The following is a 22,414-nucleotide window of genomic DNA, read 5'->3' as shown; positions in this document are numbered from 1 at the left end:
TTATGGCGTTATAAACTAATTATAGCTATTAAAAGCTTTTCATGACCTATTTTTACACATCTCACTTTTTTTGAAGGGATTATATGACTTCAGAGATTTTAGAAGATATTAAAAAGGCGATAATAGGAAAATTACCTGCTGAAACCCAAGTCTCAAAAGTTGAATTCGAGGGTCCAGAAGTGGTAATTTACACTAAAAACCCAGAAATCATAACTGAAAATGGCGATCTTATAAGAACATTAGCTAAAGATTTAAGAAAAAGAATTATCATTCGTTCAGATAAAAGCGTATTATTAAGTCCTGAAAAGACTATTGAAAAAGTTCATGAAATCGTTCCTGATGGTGCTGAAATTACTGATATCTATTTTGACACTGTAACAGGAGAAGTTGTTATTACTGCTAAAAAACCAGGACTTGTAATTGGTAAATTTGGTGCAACATCTAGAAATATTGTTAAAAATACAGGGTGGGCTCCAAAAATATTGAGAACACCACCAATTAGTTCTGAAATAATTGGAAAAATCAGAGGAATATTAAAAAATAGTAGCAAAGACCGTAAAAAGATGTTACAAAGACTTGGAAAACAAATCCATCAAGGAAGTAAATATCCTAATGATTGGGCAAGAGTAACATCCATGGGAGGATTTAAAGAAGTAGGACGTTCCTCCATGCTTTTACAAACTCCAAATAGTAGAGTATTATTAGATTGTGGAGTTAACGTTGCTGCAACAGATAATAAAAATGCTTTTCCTTATTTAAATGTTCCAGAATTCTCAATTGAAGAATTAGATGCAGTTATTATTTCACATGCTCACTTAGACCATTGTGGATTCTTACCATACTTATATCATTATGGTTATGAAGGACCTGTATACTGTACAACACCAACAAGAGATTTAATGACTTTATTACAATTAGATCATATTGATATTGCTCACAGAGAAGGAAATCCATTACCATTTAATGTAAAACATGTTCAAAAAGCTATTAAAAACACAATTACATTAGATTATGGAGAAGTAACTGACATATCTCCAGACATTAGATTAACTTTACATAATGCAGGACATATCCTTGGTTCAGCTATGTCCCATATGCATATTGGTGACGGAGCTCATAACTTAGTTTATACTGGAGATTTCAAGTATGAAAGAAGTAGATTACTTGAACCTGCTACCACCAGATTCCCACGTTCTGAAACTGTGATTATGGAAAGTACTTATGGTGGAAGAGAAGATGTGCAACCATCTAGAAACTCTGCTGAAAAAGAAATGATGAAAACTATATATAAAACACTTAAACGTGGTGGAAAAGTTTTAGTTCCAGTATTTGCTGTAGGAAGAGCACAAGAGCTTATGGTTGTACTTGAAGAATATATGCGTCATGGAATGATTGAAGAGGTACCTATATACATTGATGGTATGATTTGGGAAGCAACAGCTATCCATACTGCAAGACCTGAATATTTAAGTAAAGATTTAAGAGATCAAATATTCCATATGGGCAGAAATCCATTTATCTCAGATATGTTCCTTAAAGTTCAAAGTTTAGACCAAAGAAAAGAACTTGTTGAAAGTAAACAACCAGCAATCATTCTTTCAACATCAGGTATGTTAACTGGAGGTAATTCAGTTGAATACTTCAAATGGTTATGTGAAGATGAAAGAAACACCTTAATATTTGTAGGATATCAATCTGAAGGATCTCTCGGAAGAAGAATACAAAAAGGATGGAAAGAAGTTCCTCTTGAAGAAGATGGAAAAACAAAAGTATTCAATGTTAAAATGGAAATTAAAACCATTAATGGATTTAGTGGTCACTCTAACAGACGCCAATTAATGGATTACGTTAAAAGGTTAAATCCAAGACCTGAAAAAGTCATTACCTGCCACGGAGATCCATATAAAACTGTTGACTTAGCATCAAGTGTACATAGAAGTTATAAAATTGAAACAAAAACACCACTTAATTTAGATTGTGTGAGAATTCAATAAAAATAACAAATAATTAAATAGGAATCTAAACATATTATATAATGTTATACTTTAAAAAAAATAATCAAACTATTTACATTTAATTAAAAAATAGGTGATGAGATGGTTACATATTCAGAATCCGGTGTTGATATAGACCTTGAGGCTGTTACTGTTGACAAGTTAGCATCCAAACTCAAATCAACTCTTAAATATAGAGATATAATCACAGATAGTGGCCATTATGCTGCTCTTGTAAGATTAGGTGATAAAGCTATTGCAATGAGTACTGATGGAGTAGGTAGTAAAATATTAATTGCCAAAATGATGAATAAATTTGATACAGTCGGTATTGATTGTATAGCTATGGTTGTTAACGATATACTTTGTGTCGGTGCAGAACCAATTGCTTTAGTAGATTATCTTGCTGTTGAAGAACCAAACCCTGAAATGGCTAGTGAAATCGCTGAAGGATTAGTTAAAGGAGCTATTGAATCTAAAATAGCTATTATTGGTGGAGAAACAGCATCATTACCAGGAATCATTAAAGATTTCGATATTGCTGGAACTGGAATTGGTTTCGTTGATGTTGATAAAATAATCACTGGTGAGGATATAACTCCTGGAAATGTCTTGATTGGTATTGAAAGTAATGGTATTCACAGTAATGGATACAGTTTAGCAAGAAAAGCATTATTTGATGATGCAGGATATGCTATTGATGATAAAATGCCAAATGGTGACACAACCATCGGTGAAGAATTACTTAGACCAACTACATTATATGTTGAACCAATTGTTAGATTATTTAAAGAAAATTACAAAATCAATGGTTTAGCACATATTACTGGCGGAGGATTCACTAACCTTAAAAGATTAAAAAAGAACGTAGGTTATGAAATAAACGATCTTCCAGAAGTCCCTGAAATTTTTAAACTTATTTATGAACAAAATGTTCCTTTAAAAGAAATGTACAAAGTTTTCAACATGGGAGTAGGTTTTGTTGTAATAACTGAAGAGGAAGAAGCTGACAAAATAATGGAAACTTTAAAAGAATATTGCAATTGTCAAATAATTGGTAAAGTAATTGAAGAAGATAAAATTGTAGTTAAAACCTTTGAAGGAACTGAAGTTGAATATTAGGAGAGAGCAAAATGAAAATTACAAAAGATAATGAAATAAGCCTTGTAAAAGAAATATTGAAAAAATTAGGTGCAAGTGAAGAAGACTGCGAATTAGTAGCTGAAGCAACTATTGATGCAGACTTAAAAGGATTTACTTCCCATGGACTTGGAAGATTCCCACAATACTTAAAAAGTATTGAAGCAGGAACTATCAATTTAGAAGATAACATAACTATTGAAAAAGAAACTCCTGCAATAGCTTTAATTAACGGTAACAGTGGATTTGGACAAGCAGTATCTTACAAAGCTATGAAATTAGCTATTAAAAAAGCTAAAGAAATAGGTGTAGGATGTGTAGGTGTACATAACTCAAACCACTTTGGTGTAACTGGATTTTATTCTGATTTAGCTATTAGAGATGGAGTTATTGGTCTTGTAATTGCAAATACTGAACCTGCAATCGCACCATTAGGTGCAAGTAAAGCACTCTTAGGTACTAACCCAATAGCTATTGGTATTCCATCAGATACTTACATCGCTCTTGATATGGCAACTTCTGCTACTGCACGTGGAAAATTATTAGAAGCAAGAAGAAAAGGAAATTCAATCCCAGAAGGATGGGCATTAGATGCTGACGGAAACCCAACCACTGATCCTGATGAAGGATTAAAAGGATCCATCTTACCATTTGGTGCACATAAAGGATATGGATTAGCATTTATGATTGAATTATTAACTGGACCATTAGTAAGTGCAGCATGGGGTAAAGAAGTTACTGGTACTGCAGACCCTACTAAAGACTGTACAAAAGGAGATTTATACTTAGCTATTGATCCTTCTAAATTTGTTGACCCAGAAACATTCAAAGAACAAACTGAAGCATTTTGTCAAGAAGTAAGAGACACAGGAGACACCTTTGTTCCAGGTGATTTAGAAGTCAAAAGAATAGCTGAAGCTGAAGCTAATGGAATGGAAATCGATGAAAAATTATATGAACAATTAAAAGAAATCTGTTCTGATTTAGAAATCGATATTGATTCCTATTTAGAAGAATAAATTAATTATTCTTCATTACTTTTTTTATATTTTGCATAGAACCCATCAGTATCAGCGTATATTGCATAAAAACCGAAATTTTCTGCTTCTTTTATAGATTTTTTAATATATTGCCTTCCCCATGCAGTAATAGCTTTAGCACATTCAAAGGAATACCATCTAAATCTTGGAAAACCATAAATTCCATACATAGTATTTGCCAATCTTTTTATTGCTTGCTGCTGTACATCTAATGATTTTTTCTCAGTTTCATCAGTTGATGCTTTCATCTGTTTTTTAATCTTGAAACGCTCATTTAAAATTTTAGCAATAACTGAAGGAATAAAACCTTTAGGCTCTTTTTTAAACTTAAAATCATGTTCTGGAGCGATATTATAATCCCCAATATTTTCTACTTCACCAAATTCGATTACATCTGGAGAAATATTTTTAGAAATGATAATACTTGGATATAGGCTTCTAAAATCAAACTGAACTAAATTTTCATGTAAACCTTTTTCAGGCTCTTTTACATATCCCCCCTCATTATCCTCTTCAGCTTGTCTTACAGCAAAATTAGCACCACCAGGTTTATTTGGAACTACTTCATCATCCCAATAGGCTTCTTTAACTAAAAACCATTCTGCTTGTTGACCAGTAGCCATACGACTTAAATCAAATAAAGGTTGACCTACAATACGAGTAAGTTCTAAATTTAAAGGCAATGTTTGTTCAGCTATTTCTAAAGTAGCCACTACATCATCTAATGAGTAATCAAATAAATTATCTAACTCTTCACCACCATTATCCCAAAATTCCCAGATTCTTTCTCCTGGAACATCGATCTTCTCAACACCAAAAAGTTCCAAATATACTCTTTCGAGTGTATATCTATCAAGTGTCATATACCTTCTCATGACAAGATATAAATCTACGTGAATAATCCCTTTAATATTTGCAGCGTTAGCATAACCACGTCTAATAAATTTAATCGAAGATCCATCCATTCCAATATCTAAATCAACACCTAAAATTCTTGCCCTATCCTTTAGGTAAGGGAAGTCAAAATTATCTGAATTATAACCTACTATAATATCAACATTGTTGTCTCTTATAATATCAACAAAAGTTTCAATCATCTCTTTTTCAGAGCTAACCTGACAAACAAAAGATTCTTTAGGATTAGTCTTGTTTTTTGTAGATATTACCTGGCGAAGCCCAAAATTACTTGCAACACCAATCATAATAATCTCATCTTCTTCAGAATTAGGCATCCCATGAGGATTTCTCACCTCTAAATCAAAACTAAGAATTCTAAAATCCTGAAGATTATCTTTAACCAATGTTAAAGGTTCTTCCAATTTGATAATTTCAATACCTAATTCATCAGCTTCCAAATTTCCAAAAGAAGGTATGGACTGTCCAACAGCTTTAACTTCTGTCATTGGAACAACATTATTATTGATTAGATATCTTCTATAAAAAGGAATGTCAAACTCTCTAATTTCTGCAACTTCACTTAATCCTCTTAAAAGATCCCTATTTTTAGCCAATATTTGTGGATGTTTGAAAGTTACTTTTATAAAATCTGTTTCAACTTGAAAATCTTTTTTCACAACTTCCTCAACAATGACATCATCTAATTCTTCATTGATTTCATTTATACAATCTTCTGGAAATCCCACAGGTAAAACATAAAGATAAGGCTGAAATGAATCATCAATTAAAATGACATTATCTTCACCATCTTTTGCAAAAAGGCGAACAACAGGTTTATCATCATGAGTTACATAATCAACATCTAAAATAACAACATTCCTCTCCATTAGCTAGTCTCCTTTTTATTTTTTAATTCATTCCTATAACTATCTAGAACTGCATAGGTTATTCCCAAAAGCAGCGGGCATAAAATAAACCCAGTGAGTCCATAAACTAAAGGACCAGTTAAAAATCCAATAAGTAAAATTAAAGGATGGATTTCAGCATAATGACTAGATAAAGCCGGCCTAATATACATATCACTTAAACTAAGGCCAAATCCAAATAGCAATACCAATACAGCACCCATATAATCCCCATGGATGAAGTCAATAATAGCTAGTGCCCAATAAATTGGCCATGGGCCAAATACTGGAATTAACTGGAATATTCCTGTGAGAATTCCCAAAAATATGCCGTAAGGATAACCCAATAAAGAATACCCAATAGCTGCAACAATACCAATAATTAAAGATGTTAGGAAATGACCATAAAATATGCTTTTTAAAACATTTTTAACAGATTTTACAGTATTATCAAAGAAATTTATTGTATTATCTGGAACAAAATCCTTAATGAAGTTGAATAATTTATCCCCATCCCTAGTAAAGTAAAATACTGAACATACCAATATAAATATCTCTAAAGAAAGAGAAGGTATCTCACTAACTAGAGAAACAACACCATTTACAATAAAATTACCAATCTCATTAAAAGCTGTGTTTAAAGATGAACTAATGCTTGAAAGATATTGAGGTGGAATTGCAGAAGATAATTCTGAAAAAGTTGCATTAAGACTTTCTTGAGATAATGCCGGATTTGAGATAATATTTTCTGAAACAAAACCTCCAATAACCATAGCCATATAAATTAACAAGAGAATTAATGGAATTACTACTAAAATTATAGATAGCGAAATTGAAATAGAAGAATATTTAATTTTAGTTTGTAAACGCCTATTAATAGGCCTTATACAAAATGATAAAATAGCCCCCAATAGAATCATGTTTAAAACAGGCATTACAATAACTAAGGATAACACCAATAAAAACAAAATTAGCAATATTGGAGGAGTAATATATTCTTTTAAGTCTTTTTCCATTAATCTCACCAATTAATTAATGCTTAATTCCAGAAGCATCCCTATGATATTTACCAAACTCATTAATCTCTTTTAATAAATCATTTGAGAAAACTGGCCCCTCTACACAAATTCTCCAACCAGTATTATCTACACAACATTGACCACATATTCCTAGAGCACATTTCATATATCTTTCCATAGAATATTCAGCAGGAATCTCATTATCTTCAAGTATATCAAATACTCCTTTCATCATTATCTCAGGTCCGCAAACAAATGCAATATCATAAGAGGTATCTTTGATTAACTCGATAGCAAGATTAGTTGCAAATCCTTTAAACCCTACACTTCCATCATCAGTACAAGGACAAACATTAACACCAATATCTTTTAGAGAATCAACAAACAATAATTCATCTCCATTGACTGCAGCTGAAATAACATCAACATCATTACCATTGTTAGCCAATGCTGTAGCAATTGAATTGATAGGTGCCATACCGACACCCCCACCAATAGCTAATACTTTTTTGTTCTTTAAATCATAGGAAAAACCATTTCCATAGCTACCACGAATACCTAACACATCTCCAACTTTTAATTGATGAAGTTCATTAGTAAATTCACCAACATTCTTAACAGTGATAGCTAGTTCATTATCATTGATTTTTGAAATTGACATTGGTTTTTCGTTGTTAAAATTCCAAACCATTAAAAATTCCCCAGGGTTTGGAGTTCCATACTTATCCATATCCCAATCAAAGACAAATGTTTTAATTGAAGGAGTTTCATCAATAATTTCTTTAATTTTAACAATTTGTGGAACATCATTCATAAAAATCACAACTCCTCATGAGCTAATGCTACCATTTCATCAATAGATTTATATCCTTTATCTTTCATGAAATTCTCTAAATCTTTATTAATTGAATTGAATACTTCAACACCCTCATTCATAATAGAAGTTCCAATTTGAACCCCTCTAGCACCTGCAAAAATAAATTCAACAACATCCTCATAGTTGGATATGCCTCCAACACCAATAATTGGAATGTCTACAGTATCATAAACTACAAAGACATCTCTAATAGCAATTGGTTTTACTGCTTTACCACTCATTCCACCAAATCTATTTGATAAAACAGGTTTTGCAACATCAATATTGATTTTCATTCCAGGCCCTAATGAGTTAATTAATGTTAAAGCATCTGCTCCTGCATCTTCAGCAGATTTAGCTATTTCACCAATGTCAGTAACATTAGGAGTTAATTTAGCAATGATTGGAACATTAGATGCATCTTTTGCTGCAGACACTATTTTGTGAGTAAGATTTGGATCTTGACCAATAGCTGCACCACATCCTGCCATTGCATGAGGGCATGAAATATTAAGTTCAATCATATCAACATCATCTTGTATTTTCTCCACTAAAAAAGAAAATTCATCTGGAGTTGCTCCATAAATAGATGCAATTAATACCTCATCGTCCCCTGTTTCAACTCTCCTTATTTCCTCAATGAAATTATCAGCCCCTGGATTAGAAAGACCGATTGCATTAATAATTCCACAATCAACACCAACAGTTGTAGGATTCTTATAACCAGTATTAGGTTCCTTAGAGAATGATTTTGTGACAACTCCCGCAGCTCCAGACTTTAAAACCCAATTTAAAGATGAAGCATTACTTCCTAAAACACCAGCAGCTAGCATTAAAGGATTTTTAAAGTTAACACCACAAATATTAGTTTTTAACATTTAATACACCAACAATTTTTATTATATTAATTATATCTGCTTAATCATTTATAATTATTTAAAAAAATTTGTCAAATACTAAAATTTATTAAAAACTACAAATAAAAAAGATAATATGGAATGCTATATAACCTATTGCATTGGTGGATTTCTAGCTTTTGATGAGAATAATAATCTGATTTCCTTAAAAGCATTTCCTAAAGATGAAAGAATATCCAAATTCATATCAATTGAGAATAAAAAGTTAACTTCTGAAGAAGAAGACTTAATAAATGAAATAGGAAATGATTTTGACTTTATTATAATTGAAACAACTAAAAGGAAATCAGATTACTCAAAAAACGAATTTTATGAAAAAATTCAGATTGAAGTTCCAAATAAAGGTGGCGAACATTTAAGAAAAAATTTAGAGGAATATTTAACTGATTTGGATTTTGATAATAAAGAGGAATATGTAAAAACATATAGAGAGTTAGCTCTTTTTAAAATGAAAGAAACCTCCAAATCAGAAGATAAACATCTTATTCAAGCTATTAATTCCATTGATGAAATTGATGAATCAATAAGTAAATTAATTGAAAGAATAAGAGAATGGTATGCACTTTATTTCCCTGAAATGGACAATATACGGAATAACGAAACATACATCAAATTAATATCTGAAAATAAAACCAAAGAAGAAATTATTAAAGTGAAACCAGATGCTTTTTTAGAGGATGTTGATGATGAAGAAATAAATCCTGACGATTTAGATATAATCAACACATTTGCAAACTCCATTTACACATTACAAAAGACTAGAAAAGCAACTGAAGATTATATTGAATCTAAAATGGAAAGTATTGCTCCAAATTTAAGAATATTAGTTGGATCTTCTCTTGGTGCAAAATTAATCTCACATGCAGGAGGAATTAAAAGACTAGCTACTTATCCATCAAGTACTGTTCAAATAATGGGTGCTGAAAAAGCATTATTTAGACATTTAAAAAGTGGAGACAACCCTCCAAAATATGGTTTAATCTACCAACACCCCGATGTTAGAGGCAGCAAATGGTGGAATCGTGGAAAGATAGCAAGATTACTTGCATCTAGAATTTCATTAGCTGTTAGAAAAGATGTATTTGGAAATGATGTTGATTTAGATATCTATGATAAATTTATTGAAAAAGCAAATGAAATAGAAAAAGAAAATCCATTCCCAAAAACCAGCAATCAAAGAAAAACATCAAAAAATGCCCCTAAAAAGAGAAAATCTAGAAAGAAGAAAAAAAGAAGAAGGAAATAAAAAATGAACATCTATCTAAAAGATAACCAATTAGCAACCGAAAATTTAGTTGTGGGCACTTCCGTTTATGGAGAACCGCTAATTAAAAGTGATGATAAAGAGTATAGGATTTGGAACCCTACAAGATCCAAACTTGCAGCTAGTCTGTTAAATGGAATGGAAAAACTGGATATCCCAGAAAACAGCAAAATTCTTTATTTAGGAGCATCTACTGGAACCACAGTATCCCATATCTCAGATATCATTAAAGATGGTTTGATTTATGCAGTTGAATTTTCACCAGTTACTGCAAAAAAACTTGTTAGACTTGCTAACCAAAGAACAAATATTGCCCCAATACTTGGAGATGCAACTAAACCCAAAGAATATTTGAATATCGTGGAAAAAGTTGATTTAGTTTACTGTGACGTTGCACAGCCTACTCAAACTGAACTATTTGTAAAAAACATGAATATTTTCGCTAAAGAAGACGGAAAAGGACTATTAATGCTAAAAGCAAGAAGTATTGATGTTGTACAGAAACCTAAAAAGATTTTTAAAGAGGAAGAAAAAAAGTTAAAAGAAAAAGGTTTCACAGTTCTTGAAAAAATTAAATTGGAGCCATATGAAAAAGACCATATTGCATTCTTAGTAGAAAAAAACTTTTAAATAAAATATACCAATTTTCAACCTATTTTACAACAAAATAAGTGCAAGAATCAAAATATAAAAATAAGACAAAAAAGTAGAAAAAGTATTACTATACTTAGCTATTTATAACATAATAACATATATAATATATGCTAATGCAATTACTAAAAAGTTCAAAGGATTATCCCCTCTAGGAAATTCACTCATTACCGGGCCAAAATTGGTAGTTCCTAGAGGATTGAACTCTTTTTTTAAAATAACTTGATTAAATCCTTTTTTTAAAAAAATTTATCATAGCTTTAATAACTGTAGAAATAGCTAAAAATTATTACTTTTTTAAAAGAAATCTGTTTAAAAAAACTATAAAAAATAGATTAAAAGGATGATTAAATTTTACGAGCAATTTCATCAAATATACGATAAGCAATTTCTTTTTTTGAAGCTAGTGGAATTTTTATAATATCATCATCAATAAGTAAAACTTCATTATTATCTGAACCAAAATTACAGTTATCATGCCCTACATCATTAGCTACAACCAAATCAGTACCTGCATCCTTAATCTGTCTTTTAGCACAATTTATAATCTGAGATTCAGTTATATTAAATTCTGCTTTAAATCCAACTAAAAATATGTCAGGATTAATCTCTTTAATTTGCCTAATAATTTTAACAGTTGGTTTAAAAGTTAAAGACATGGATGATGAAGCATGCATCTTACTGCTATCTTTACTAATTGGAGCAAAATCAGAAACTGCAGCAGTTGAAATAAATATATCAAAATCAGAGACAATTTCTTCAATAACCCTACTCATTTCAGCAGTTGTATTAACATGAATAACATTAAAAATAGAAGGGATTTTGACAGACACATTAGCTACAAGTAATGTTAAATCTGCCCCCCTAATATAAGCTTGTTTAGCTAATTCCAAACCCATTTTACCAGAAGATTGATTAGTAATCCCCCTAACTGGATCAATAGGTTCAAAAGTTCCCCCAAGACTAATTAAAATCTTTTTATTAGCTATTTTTCTAATTAAATTTAAATCTTTAATAATATCACTCAATCATGTTTAAATTCATTACCCTTAAAGATTCCAATACTATATCTTCAATATCTGGAAATTTAGCTTTGCCTTCATCCATTTTAGGATCAATAAAATCAGCAGAACCTTCATCTTTAATTTTATTGATATTCTCTTCAATAGCTGTAAACATTGAATCATGCATTGATGGAACAAATAAAATAGGAGTATTATGACCATAAGCAGTAATTAAAAGAGTTGAAATAGGATTATCAGCTATTTTATAAGCAAATTTACTTATAGTGTTTGCAGTAGCTGGTGCAACAACAACTAAATCAGATTGTGCATATTTTACATGCTCAATTTTACCAGTTAATTTAGTTACAACCTCCTGCCCAGTTGCAAATTCCATTGTGTTTGGTGAAATTAAATCACATGCAGATTCACTCATGAAACATTTAACTTCAACATCATTTCTTCTAAATTCCCTAGCTAATTTAACAGCTTCTCCAGCTGCAACACTACCAGTTACACACAATACAATATTCATAAAGACACCTCAAGCTATAAACTTAAAATTTTCTACAATAAAATCAAAAGCTCCTTGATTCTGAGCATATTGACTTACAGGAGCACTGCATAAAATTACATATGCTTCCCCATTATGATTAAACCATAGTGCACTATGTTCCTTAGTAACATTCCCATCATTTGATTGATAAATATATTGAAGTCCTTCTAAATCATTAACAATAACAGCACCAGATGAAATTAAAGTAAACTCTTCTTGTTCCTCAATTGCATCATAAGTACTATTTACAAAATTATTAAAGTCACCTTCAATAGGCCTTTTTTCAATGTTTACAGTAACTTGACCTACTTTTGACATGTCAATTGAATCGGATTGAGAAAGAGCCAATACTGAATAATTAGATGAAGATTGTGAAACAACCCAATCACCAGGATATTGAATGCTAACCCCGCCTTTAGAAATTGATTGAACCTCAGTTATATTATCATTCTCCTCATTATTTCCACCTAAATCAATACAACCTGAACAGAAAATAACAAGTAATACAACCAATATTCCAATAATATATTTTTTCATAAATCCACCATTTTAAGTAAAATAAAAAAAGGTTAATAAAAATTAACCAGAACCATCACCAGCAGAACCTCCAGAACTACCTTCAGAACCACTACCTGAAGATCCACCAGAACCATCACCAGCAGAACCTTCACCTGAAGATCCACCAGAACCATCACCAGCAGAACCTCCAGAATTATAATCTTGAGAATAATCAGTAGACTCACTTGAAGAATAATAGCTAGTATCTACATCATTATCCGATGATTCTGAACTTGAATTAGAATCTGTGGTATTAGTTACATTAATTTCATCTACTGGAAATGCTGTATCTTCAACAGTTGCTTCAGCAGCAGCTACAGACATATTTCCAAAATCAAAAGTGAATACACCAAAACCAATACCTACAGCAAACCCGATTACAAGCACAAGAACTGCAAATAATTTAAATGAACTTGAATCCATTGGTTTTTTCTGTTTTTTAGATAAATTTTTATCTCCTTTCTTAGGATTAATAATATACTTCTGAACAAGATCCTGTTCTTCTCGTTTAGGGTCTCTAGTAGGTCTTTTTCTCAAATCAACATTTTTAGGTTGGCTTTTACCTTGCATTGACCTAATTCTACTTGTAGCTTCCTTAGCATCCAATGCATTAAGCTTATCTTCATATTTAGAACGGAAATATCTATATTTTTCAACAGATATCTTACCATTACGGTAATCAGATTCTAAATTGCGCATAATCATCAATAATTTCTGCTTATCATTATGCATGCCTACACTCCCATTAATTAGTATATTAATAAATCTATTATAACATTAATTTATAGTTTACTTAAATTCAGGATAAGAACCTAAAACTTTTAAAAAAGAAGTGTTTAATTCAAGCTCTTTTAGTATCTTTTTAATTGTATTATCATTTCTATGGCCATAAAAATCAACAAAAAAAAGATATTTCCCCAAACCTCTTTTAGATGGTCTAGATTCAATTTTAGTCAGGTTAACATTATCTTTATTAAATATCCCTAAGATTTTGTATAGTTCACCAGGATGGTCCTCAAAAATTGAAAATATAATGGAAGTCTTATCATTTCCAGTGACTTCATGATCTTTTTTAGATACAACAACAAACCTAGTTTCATTATTATCAACATCTTGAATACCAGTATCTGCAATCTCTAAATCATATAATTCAGCAGCTTTAGCATTTCCAATAGCTGCAAAGTTATTTTCACCAATTATATTTTTTGCTGCTCTGGCAGTACTAATCGCATAATGAGGTTGTAATCCATAATCATTAATAAATTTCCTACACTGTCCTAATGCCTGTGAATGAGAAAAAACATCAGTTATCTCTTCTAACTTCACTCCGGGATTAACTAATAAATTATGATTAATTGGAATAATAATTTCTTTATAAATTTTTAAATCAAAATTATGAGCTAATGAATCTAAAGTCGCACCTACAGGCCCTTCAATTGAATTTTCAATAGGAACAACACCAAATTGACATTCACCAGAATCAACACTTTCCATTACCGCTGGAATAGTACAATACTCAATTAAATCATCAGTTAATAAGTTAGCAGCTTCATGTGTAAATGTTCCTTTAGGACCTAAAAATGAAATAGAACTAATAATAATTTCCCCCTAAAACTAAAAAAAAAATAAAAAAAGAAGTATAGCTAAGGCTATACTTTAAATTAAGATTCTAATTCTGAGATTAATCTCAAAATATCAGTTTGTGTTATAATACCAACAACAACCCCATTATCAACAACTGGAAGTCCATTAAATCCTGTTTCTATCATTATATTAGCAACTTCAGCTATTGACATATCTTTATTAACATATCTTGGATTATCAGACATTACATCTTCAACAAGAACTTCTTTAATTTGGGATTTTTGATATTTATCAGGCACATTTTTTCTAAAGTCAATAAAGGTTCTCATTAAATCTTTAGAAGTGACCATACCCACTAATTCATCATTATCTATAACAGGCACTCTTCCAACTTTTGCATCAATCATCAACCTTCTTGCATGAACAATCCTATCAGAAGGCAATGCAGAAGTAATATCACTAGACATTACATCTTCAACAGCGATTTTTTCAAATGCTTTACCTACAGCAAGAGTTAAGAAGTCTGCTTTAGATACAATTCCAACCATAACATCATCAGATTCGACAGGCACTGAACCAATTCCATTGTCTAACATCAATTTAGCTACATCAACTAATTCCATTGATTCAGGCACTGAAATAACATCTTTAACCATTACTGATGAAATATGGAACCTTGATGGAGGCATATTTTCATATTTTGAAGAACCTAATTTTGCAGCAATATCCCTTTCTGAAACAATACCCACTAATTGTTTTTGATTTTCCTGATTAACATTTGTAACAGGTAAACGGGAAATATTGTGTTTACGGAACAATTTTAAACCATCAGAAAGATTTTGATCTTTATCAATGGTAATTAATTCTTCAGTCATTAAATTTTTTACTTTCATAATAACCCCTCCTTTTAATTATGAAATATAGGTTATCTTTCTAAATGTTTAGAACCTTTTAATTGCCCTTAAAATATCTCTTTCAGTGATGATACCAACAACTTCATCATTTTTGACTACTGGTACACCACCAATATTGTTGTCAAGGAAAATTTGACATAAATCACCTAATCTTTCAGTAGGTGGAACAGTAATTAACTTTTCAACCATAATATCAGAAAGTTTGGTGTTTAATACATCAGATGCTAAGTTTGAATTTAAATTTTCAAATAAATCTTTAGCATTTAAGAATCTGATAATATCAGTGGAGGTAATAATTCCTAACAACTTTTTAGCAGCTTTGGAAATGTCTGCTTCTCCACCAATGATAGGGATTCTTCTTAATCTGTTTCTAACCATTATCTTAGATGCACTTTCTACAGGAGTACCTGGAGTAGTTGTGAAAACTTTAGTACTCATATAATCTTGTACTCTTTCCTCAGTTAAAACACCTGCTAAAGATAATGCAATATCTCTTTCAGTAACGATTCCAACTAACTGTTCATCAGAATCCACAATTGGTACTGCACCAATTTGATTTTCCAACATCACATCAATTGTTTTTTCTATAGAATCTTTATTGGATAAAACAATAAGATCTCTTGACATGATTTGTCTAATAGGTTCATTAATAGCTGCTAAAAAATTATCTTCGTACTTATTTACAATGATATTAAACTTATTTCCCCCACCAAGGAAATCTAAAATATCCATTACGGTTACGAAACCTAATAATTTACCAGAACCTGGATCAGTAACAGGTAACCTCCTGAACTCATGTTTCATCATTACTTCAGCGGTTTCCTTAATACTTTTTGATGGAGGTATAGATATTACATCTTTAGTAGCTATTGCCATGATACTTCCATCCCTATCAGGAACTTTAGTCTCTTGTTCGACTGAACCTCTGTTTCTAGATTTTTTATAGTTAATAGCTGATTTATCTTTCATTTTGACACCTTACAAGCTATTTATTTACATTGCGCAAAAATAAAAACATTAAACAAAAACAGCCCCTCATAACATAAAACACATATTTATTCAATATTTAGAATTTTATGCATTTGAGGAATGGTGGAAACTTCAAAATATTGCCCAACAATTTCAGAAAACTCAAATAAATGAGAATTAGAATTTACCCAATCTTTTAAAGGACTGGAAGGCTGAATAATTATTTGAAGCCTGTTTTTATTTGAGATATTTTTAGATAGTTTTTCAATTACCTCTCTAAATGTATTTATTTTTGTTGAAGGCAATGCAACAAGTTTACAATAAACAGTTATATCATTAGCCATTAATAAATTTAGTGATTTGATTTCGTTGATTAAAATACTTTCATCATAATCACCATCAAAATGTTCAGGAAGTTTAATATCTAGGGAAACAATGTCCAACTTTTCAATCATAGAGATGTTATTTGGTAAAGTCCCATTAGTTTCGAGCAAAATATCTAAATCAATCTGTTTAGAGACTTCATTAATAAAATCAGGATATAAAGAAGGTTCCCCACCTGTAAAAGAAACAACATGACAATCTGGAGTGATAATCTCATTAATAGAATCTACAACTTCGTCAACAGTCATCAATTTTCCAGATTTTTCAGATTTACTGTCTCCAGTATCACAATAAGAGCAATTAAGATTGCATCCCGCAAATCTTACAAAAATTTGCCTTTGGCCAATAAAAAGACCTTCACCCTGGAAACTAGAAAAAATTTCAATAATTGGAGCTTTCATGATTATTCCACTAAACTTTTAGTATAAACTGCACCTTGACCTATTCCCTCATTAACACAAACAGATACTGAGGTTAAATTATCATATTTTTCAGCTAATTTAGAAGCTAATTTTTCTGCAAAGTATTTGGATAACTCTTCTGCAGAAGTATAAGGCAATTCTAAAAATACACAATCTTCAGAAGGTACACTATATCCTTTACCAGCTATTTTAAATCTTGCCACTTTAGAGTTTACTAATTCATCAATAGAATCTTCACTTGGATTAAACTCCTTAAATTCAATTAAGTCATTGAATATTGGAATTAATAATCTGTGATCTAAAGTGTTACAAAGTTCTTTAGTGTATCCTTTTACATCCTTAAAATCGACTACAAATTCAAACTCACCTGCACGTTCACCTTCAATTTCAACATCTACAAAATAAGAATGACCATGAATGAAACCACAAGAACTGTGTCCAGGAATAATATGTGCAGAAGAGAATCTTAAATTAGATTGAATACCATTAATTAAAATTTTCATTAAAAACACCTATAACAAGTTAGTCTTACTAATATCTTTTTCTATTGTTTCAATTTCTAAAATAAAACGATTAGCAATTTCATTAATTAAATCAACTAAATTTTCTTTATTAAATACTTGATTATTATCTTCATCAACAATATCTAATATTCCAATTGTTTCCACATCATCAGGAGTTCCCTTATCTTCAAGATTAAAAGCAAAATGAATCTTCATAGAACTTAAAGAAGCACTAGCTATTGAAATACTGAGTTTCCTACCATTTACAAAAATGTCATCCCCTTCTCTTTTAGATGAAACCCCTTTTTCAAATAAAATTTCTCTAAAAATCATAACAAGTAATCTTTGACGAAGATATGCTATTCTCATATTAGCAGGTTGACAATCAAAGAATTCACAAATAAAATTTACCATATAATTGGATTTAATTTCAAGGCCAACATCTGCAAAATCTTTTAGATTATCCGGAGTAATGTTAACAGGCCCAATCCAAGTTATTATGGATGAACCATAAATTCCAAATTGGTTAAAAGCCCAAGAAGGATTAATTTGACTTCCATCATACTCAAAAACTTCATCAATATGTTTATGTTCAATACTCATTAAAATCTCCTATTAAAATATATTATCCTTATTTATATAAAAATATCACCAAATAAAAAGTAATTTTAATAATTATTAATAAATATTTATGTAAAATTTTATTATAGGAAGTTATTATATGGAAAAAGTAAGAACAAGAGACTTTATTTATACAACAGATGATTTATTATTCGCTTCAACAAATTATGTGCATCCAGATAATCGTTACATTTCCTTTTTAAGATATATTCCTGATCCAGAAGGAGATAGAGAACGTAATGGTAAAAAATATAGAAAAGTTAGTTCAGATGAAGCATATACCTTTTTAAGAGAAAATTATCCTGACTATTTATACTTCTGTGATGTGACAAATGTAGAAATGATGGGAGTTCCACATGAAAAAGTCAAAGAAATAATCAAACCTGATGAAAGATTAGCACAGTTAAGAGCAGACTTTAAAGCAGGAAAAGAACTTAAAAACCCTGAAATAATGGCAAAATTAATGGATGTTTCAGATTTCTTCCATTATGTTGCTGGAGTTCCTTATGAAAATCTCGGTATCTCAGGTTCTATACTTCCAGGCCTTCATAAAGAAGATGTTTCCGATATTGACTTTGTAATTTTCGGTCTTGAAAATCACAGGAAAGCTATGAAAGCTTTTAGAGATAATAAAAATAAACCAGTTTACATTGAAGAAGTTGATAAAGAGATTCAACTAAATGGAATTGAAGACGAATTTTGGCAAAGAGTTTACGATAAAAGAATGAAAGATTCAAGTTTAACTTTTGATGAATTCCGTTGGTATGAAAATAGAAAAGGAAACCGTGGAACCATAAATGGAACTCTTTTTGACATCTTATGTACCCGCGATTATGATGAAATTAGTGGAACTTGGGGAGACACTGTTTATGAACCTCAAGGAATAAGTCAAATTGAATGTAAGATTACAAGTGCATTAGGTGCTTTTGATAATCCATCATTGTACACTATTGAAGATTTAAAAGTCATAGATGGTGTAGATGTGCCTATGAAAGAAGTTGTTTCATTTACACACACTTATGCTGGAGAAGTTGTTGATGGAGAAGAAGTAGTGGCTAAAGGAAAAGTTGAAAAAGTTATTAAAAATGGTAAAGATTCTCATTATAGATTAGTTGTTGGAACTACTAGAGAATCAATGGATGAATATATTAAACTTAAAGAAAGTCCTGCTTAATTTTCCTTCTTTTTTTTATTTTTTAATATTGTTTATCATGCCAAAAATATTTGTAGAAAAAAACATCCACTTTTTTATTATATAATAATAAAAATATATTAACAATAAGATATATGTTTTGTATGGACTCCACAGGTAGTTAAAGAAAATTTTAATATATTATGAAGTCCATTAGATATATTATTTAAAATAACTGCAAGGAAAATAGATTTAAATGATAAGGTTAGCTACTGTATTCAGTGGAATAGGTGCCGTTGAACATGCATTAAACCGTATGGGCCTTGATAATGAAATTGTTTTTGCATGTGATAATGGAGATATTGATATATTCTCTAAAAAAATTGATGTTGATATGGATCAAATAGGCACTGAAATATCTTCTTTAAATGCCCTCATTAACAATATGAAATACTCTGAAGATGATGATTACGAACTACAATTAGCGAATATGTTCAATGATGTTACAACACGTTTTGAATATATACAAAATATGTTAAAATCAATAAATATAACAAATGAGGAAAAAAAAGTAAAAGATATTCTAAAAATAATTATTAAAACACCCCACTTAAACAAAAGGAGAATAAAAGTTTACACTGATTTTCTCAATGATTTAAATTCAAATTGTTCTAATATAAATAAAAAGTTACTTTTGTTTAAAATTATACTAAAGATTACAAATGATTTTAAAAAAGATAATTCAATGAAAAACCTTGGTAAAGATGATATAAACTTCTTATCAGCGTATAACATAGACTGGTCCTTAATAAACAAACCACTAAAATTATTGTACAATTTTATGGAAGTTAACAATGGAAAAAAATTAATTAGAGAAGTTAAAGATTTGAGTCAAAGAGTAGGGCAATTATATGGTAAAATAAATACATTACATCATTTAAAAAAAATGGAATCTCTTGACTCGTTTTCTAAAAAGAAAAAATATGTTGATACTCTTTATAAAGGAAATGAAAAAAGAAATAAAGTAAAAATAAGTTATATGTCAAATTATAATTGTCCTGAAGAACATTTTCATTGGGATGTAACTTTTTTAGATGGTAACCACTATAAAAATCAAGTCGATTTATTTGTGGGAGGCAGCCCCTGCCAATCTTTTTCATTAGTTGGAAAACAAAGAGGTTTATCAGACACTAGAGGAACGTTATTTTATGATTATGCTCGTTTAATAAACGAAATTTGTCCAAAAGTATTTATTTATGAAAATGTGCGTGCTGTTTTAAGTAATGACTGTGGAAGAACATGGGAAAAAATGAAAGAAGTTTTTGAACAACTAAATTATGATGTTTATTATACTAATGAAGGTAAACCCTCCATATTAAATGCTAAAGATTACGGTATTCCTCAGAATAGAGAAAGACTGTTTGTTGTGGGATTCCGATCAGATTTAAAGTTAAAGCAAAAATTTAAATTTCCTAAAAAGATGGAACTGAAAAAAAAGATGCAAGATTTTTTAATAGACAATGCTCCTGGAGGATATTTTTTACCTAAAAAAGGAGTTGAATTTGTAACCAAAGAAAAAAATCTTAATAAAAAATACACTCAAATTGATGGCAATATTGCCCTTTGTCAGAAAAAAAATCAGGAATTTAATTGGCATGGCGATTTTATATTTCAGTCAGAGAAAGATGCTAAAAAAAATAATATTCCTGATTTAGAAAAGTACTTTTTATCTGAAAAAGTGAAAAAATATGTCTTATCATCAGGTACCAAAAATTTTTACAGCAAACCTAAAACAGATTTAGATGTTGCAAGACCTTTATTAACTACAATGCATAAAATGCATCGTGCGGGGGTAGATAATTATGTTACTACTGAAGGTCGTTTAAGAAAATTAACACCAAGAGAATGTTTAAGATTGATGGGGTTCTCTGATGATTGGAAAATAGTAGTATCAGACACCGCAATGTATCAACAAGCAGGAAATTCTATTGTTGTAGATGTTTTAATTCAAATAATTAACGAAATTATTAAATGTTACCCTTCATTAATCAAATCTAATGGTGAAAAATATGAATAAACAAGTTAAACAAAAAATTACAATAAATGGAAGTAGTTATACTGTTATTGATGCATTAAACAATATAACTTTAGCAGATTCATTTGTAAAAAATAAAATTGGTACAGGACACGGAGAAGCTAAATTATATGTTGGAAATTATAATGACAGATATACTACTTTTTTTGATAATCTTAATCGCCCCTTTTTCTTTTTAAAAAAAGATTTTATTAGATATATGCTCGATGCAAAATATGAATTTACTAACCCTCAGCAAGATTATGTTAAAAAAGGTGATATGCCAAAACGTTATACTGATTTATACAGGAAGTTATGTTCAATAAATGAAGAGAAGTTAAATTTTGAAATGATTCGTAAAGATGTTAAACCACCTAGAGTATATTTACAATCTAATTCCAAATATTATACATTAATGAGAGAAATAGGACTTCCAAACATCTCTTATTTATCTATTTTAAAACTAAAAAATTCTTCTAATAAAATCGTATATTATTGTAAAATATTTATAGAATATAAACACGACATAGTCAAATATGATTCTCCTTTAGAAAAAAAAGAAATGGAAGAAATAGAACACAGTAACAAAACGGATAAAGAAAAAAACAGTTTAATTGAATCTAGACAAGGACAAGGAGAATATAGACGTAAAGTTTTAGAAGATTGCCAATATTGTCCTTTTACACTTGTTAATGATGAACGTTTATTAATTGCATCCCACATTAAACCATGGGTTAATTCTACAGATAAAGAAAAAATAGACCCTAAAAATGGATTTGCTCTAACTCCTACATATGATAAATTATTTGATCAAGGATATATTACATTTTGTTCTGATAAAAAACTTAAAGTTTCACCTTGGATTTCCCCAATGAACCAACAAAGACTTAAAATATATGATGGTATGCTATTAAAAAATCTACAAATAGATAAAAAAAGAGAATATTATCTTACATATCATAGAAAACATATTTTCAAAGAATAATATATTTGATTTTAAAAAACATTCTTTT

General features: G+C 30.1%; 22 protein-coding genes. 8 read left to right on the top strand and 14 right to left on the bottom strand.

All coding sequences use genetic code 11. The features are described 5' to 3' along the window. Positions 1 to 83 precede the first annotated feature (83 nt). The 3 genes from MBBWO_RS03205 (at position 84) to comC (ending at position 4,153) form a co-directional block, all read left to right on the top strand. Positions 84 to 1,994, top strand: a complete 1,911-nt coding sequence (locus MBBWO_RS03205; RefSeq protein WP_116669442.1) for a beta-CASP ribonuclease aCPSF1 — start codon at positions 84 to 86, stop codon at positions 1,992 to 1,994. A 102-nt stretch (positions 1,995 to 2,096) separates the two neighbouring features. Next, positions 2,097 to 3,116, top strand: a complete 1,020-nt coding sequence (purM, locus tag MBBWO_RS03200) for a phosphoribosylformylglycinamidine cyclo-ligase (RefSeq protein ID WP_116669441.1) — start codon at positions 2,097 to 2,099, stop codon at positions 3,114 to 3,116. Between the two features lie 11 nt (positions 3,117 to 3,127). Beyond that, positions 3,128 to 4,153: an L-sulfolactate dehydrogenase gene (gene comC, locus MBBWO_RS03195; protein WP_116669440.1), complete on the top strand. Its 1,026-nt coding sequence runs from the start codon at positions 3,128 to 3,130 to the stop codon at positions 4,151 to 4,153. A gap of 5 nt (positions 4,154 to 4,158) precedes the next feature. Here comC and MBBWO_RS03190 read toward each other — a convergent pair whose 3' ends face one another. From MBBWO_RS03190 to MBBWO_RS03175, 4 genes are read right to left on the bottom strand one after another with little or no spacing between them, the layout of a single operon-like run. Further along, positions 4,159 to 5,958, bottom strand: coding sequence for a DNA-directed DNA polymerase (locus tag MBBWO_RS03190; protein ID WP_116669439.1), 1,800 nt, complete (start codon positions 5,956 to 5,958; stop codon positions 4,159 to 4,161). Beyond that, a complete protein-coding gene (locus tag MBBWO_RS03185; RefSeq protein WP_116669438.1) occupies positions 5,958 to 6,992 on the bottom strand; it encodes an AI-2E family transporter in 1,035 nt (344 codons plus the stop codon). The genes MBBWO_RS03190 and MBBWO_RS03185 overlap by 1 nt, the downstream gene beginning before the upstream one ends. 16 nt (positions 6,993 to 7,008) lie before the next feature. Continuing rightward, entirely contained in the window at positions 7,009 to 7,809 is an 801-nt protein-coding gene (locus tag MBBWO_RS03180) for a dihydroorotate dehydrogenase electron transfer subunit (RefSeq protein ID WP_116669437.1), read from the bottom strand. A gap of 5 nt (positions 7,810 to 7,814) precedes the next feature. Beyond that, positions 7,815 to 8,729, bottom strand: coding sequence for a dihydroorotate dehydrogenase (locus tag MBBWO_RS03175; protein WP_116669436.1), 915 nt, complete (start codon positions 8,727 to 8,729; stop codon positions 7,815 to 7,817). 115 nt (positions 8,730 to 8,844) lie between these two features. Here MBBWO_RS03175 and MBBWO_RS03170 point away from each other — a divergent pair, with 115 nt between their 5' ends. Together MBBWO_RS03170 and MBBWO_RS03165 are read left to right on the top strand one after the other, a co-directional pair. Then, entirely contained in the window at positions 8,845 to 10,014 is a 1,170-nt protein-coding gene (locus MBBWO_RS03170; protein ID WP_116669435.1) for an NOP5/NOP56 family protein, read from the top strand. 3 nt (positions 10,015 to 10,017) lie between these two features. Next, positions 10,018 to 10,662: a fibrillarin-like rRNA/tRNA 2'-O-methyltransferase gene (locus MBBWO_RS03165; RefSeq protein WP_116669434.1), complete on the top strand. Its 645-nt coding sequence runs from the start codon at positions 10,018 to 10,020 to the stop codon at positions 10,660 to 10,662. Positions 10,663 to 11,030: 368 nt separating this feature from the next. On the opposite strand, the gene MBBWO_RS03160 is transcribed toward MBBWO_RS03165, so the two are convergent. The 10 genes from MBBWO_RS03160 to MBBWO_RS03115 form a co-directional block, all read right to left on the bottom strand. After that, positions 11,031 to 11,711, bottom strand: a complete 681-nt coding sequence (locus tag MBBWO_RS03160) for a phosphopantothenoylcysteine decarboxylase domain-containing protein (RefSeq protein ID WP_243408460.1) — start codon at positions 11,709 to 11,711, stop codon at positions 11,031 to 11,033. After that, positions 11,704 to 12,219 (bottom strand): flavoprotein, encoded by a 516-nt coding sequence (locus tag MBBWO_RS03155; RefSeq protein ID WP_116669433.1) that lies wholly within the window; start codon positions 12,217 to 12,219, stop codon positions 11,704 to 11,706. Before MBBWO_RS03155 ends, MBBWO_RS03160 begins: the two co-directional genes overlap by 8 nt. 9 nt (positions 12,220 to 12,228) lie before the next feature. Beyond that, entirely contained in the window at positions 12,229 to 12,777 is a 549-nt protein-coding gene (locus MBBWO_RS03150) for a PsbP-related protein (protein WP_116669432.1), read from the bottom strand. Positions 12,778 to 12,819: 42 nt separating this feature from the next. Then, positions 12,820 to 13,530, bottom strand: a complete 711-nt coding sequence (locus MBBWO_RS03145; RefSeq protein WP_116669431.1) for an endoglucanase — start codon at positions 13,528 to 13,530, stop codon at positions 12,820 to 12,822. A gap of 57 nt (positions 13,531 to 13,587) precedes the next feature. Then, complete coding sequence (gene pheA / locus MBBWO_RS03140) at positions 13,588 to 14,397, bottom strand: prephenate dehydratase (RefSeq protein ID WP_116669430.1); 810 nt, start codon at positions 14,395 to 14,397, stop codon at positions 13,588 to 13,590. 62 nt (positions 14,398 to 14,459) lie between these two features. Then, on the bottom strand, positions 14,460 to 15,275 hold the full coding sequence (locus tag MBBWO_RS03135; protein WP_116669429.1) for a CBS domain-containing protein: 816 nt from the start codon (positions 15,273 to 15,275) through the stop codon (positions 14,460 to 14,462). 48 nt (positions 15,276 to 15,323) lie between these two features. Further along, complete coding sequence (locus MBBWO_RS03130) at positions 15,324 to 16,265, bottom strand: CBS domain-containing protein (RefSeq protein WP_116669428.1); 942 nt, start codon at positions 16,263 to 16,265, stop codon at positions 15,324 to 15,326. 86 nt (positions 16,266 to 16,351) lie between these two features. After that, the gene (locus tag MBBWO_RS03125; RefSeq protein WP_116669427.1) at positions 16,352 to 17,050 is read right to left on the bottom strand and encodes a 7-carboxy-7-deazaguanine synthase QueE; all 699 of its coding nucleotides are present in this window, start codon (positions 17,048 to 17,050) and stop codon (positions 16,352 to 16,354) included. 2 nt (positions 17,051 to 17,052) lie between these two features. Beyond that, positions 17,053 to 17,574 carry a 6-pyruvoyl trahydropterin synthase family protein gene (locus MBBWO_RS03120; protein ID WP_116669426.1) on the bottom strand — a complete coding sequence of 174 codons (522 nt, stop codon included), beginning with the start codon at positions 17,572 to 17,574 and terminating at the stop codon, positions 17,053 to 17,055. Between the two features lie 9 nt (positions 17,575 to 17,583). After that, positions 17,584 to 18,177 (bottom strand): DUF366 family protein, encoded by a 594-nt coding sequence (locus MBBWO_RS03115; protein WP_116669425.1) that lies wholly within the window; start codon positions 18,175 to 18,177, stop codon positions 17,584 to 17,586. Between the two features lie 118 nt (positions 18,178 to 18,295). On the opposite strand from MBBWO_RS03115, the gene MBBWO_RS03110 reads away from it, so the two are divergent. The 3 genes from MBBWO_RS03110 (at position 18,296) to MBBWO_RS03100 (ending at position 22,386) form a co-directional block, all read left to right on the top strand. Beyond that, positions 18,296 to 19,369 (top strand): DNA polymerase subunit beta, encoded by a 1,074-nt coding sequence (locus MBBWO_RS03110; RefSeq protein ID WP_116669424.1) that lies wholly within the window; start codon positions 18,296 to 18,298, stop codon positions 19,367 to 19,369. A 214-nt stretch (positions 19,370 to 19,583) separates the two neighbouring features. Next, entirely contained in the window at positions 19,584 to 21,404 is a 1,821-nt protein-coding gene (locus tag MBBWO_RS03105) for a DNA cytosine methyltransferase (protein WP_116669423.1), read from the top strand. Continuing rightward, the gene (locus MBBWO_RS03100) at positions 21,397 to 22,386 is read left to right on the top strand and encodes an HNH endonuclease (protein WP_116669422.1); all 990 of its coding nucleotides are present in this window, start codon (positions 21,397 to 21,399) and stop codon (positions 22,384 to 22,386) included. The genes MBBWO_RS03105 and MBBWO_RS03100 overlap by 8 nt, the downstream gene beginning before the upstream one ends. Positions 22,387 to 22,414 lie beyond the last annotated feature (28 nt).

The sequence above is a fragment of the Methanobrevibacter woesei genome, assembly GCF_003111605.1.
Classification (GTDB): Archaea; Methanobacteriota; Methanobacteria; order Methanobacteriales; family Methanobacteriaceae; genus Methanocatella; species Methanocatella woesei.
The sequence above is the reverse complement of the archived record's forward strand: the minus strand, read 5'-3'. Positions and strand labels throughout refer to the sequence as shown.